Origin of the sequence: Bradyrhizobium sp. NBAIM08, from assembly GCF_020193935.1 — a bacterium.
GTDB lineage: Bacteria > Pseudomonadota > Alphaproteobacteria > Rhizobiales > Xanthobacteraceae > Bradyrhizobium > Bradyrhizobium yuanmingense.
Genome location: NZ_JADYVR010001255.1, coordinates 1 through 387 on the forward strand (window position 1 = coordinate 1; position 387 = coordinate 387).

General features: G+C 68.2%; 1 protein-coding gene. It reads right to left on the reverse strand.

Annotated elements, in window-relative coordinates; all coding sequences use genetic code 11:
* Positions 1-309, reverse strand: a 309-nt coding sequence (locus tag I6F37_RS44400) for a hypothetical protein (protein ID WP_225155045.1), incomplete at its 3' end; no start/stop codon positions are given.
* Positions 310-387: the final 78 nt, after the last annotated feature.

The window sequence follows — 387 nt, forward strand, 5'->3', positions numbered from 1 at the left end:
CTCGAAGGCAGCCACGTCGCTGGGCAACACGTCGGCCGAGAGGCGGAGGTCGTCGCCGCTGCTGACGATGGCTTCCCCTTCGAGTGCCTGGTTGACTCGATAGATGGAATCGGAGAGCAGGGGTCGGCCGTGCTCGGCGTCCTGCTCCGGCCACAGGTAGGCAATGAGCTTGTCTCGACTCACTCCCCGATCGCGCGCGACGGCGAGCATCGCGAGCAGTGCGATGCGTCGCCGCTGAGCGGCGCGACCAGCGATGGGACCCGAGGGCGTCTGAATCGACGCGCCGCCGAGGAGCTTGAGTGAGAACACGTTACGTGTGGCGAGAGCGGGGCGAGAGACGGGCGAGAGCGCGCCGATGCCGCTTCGACATGATACGCGCGCCCGGGG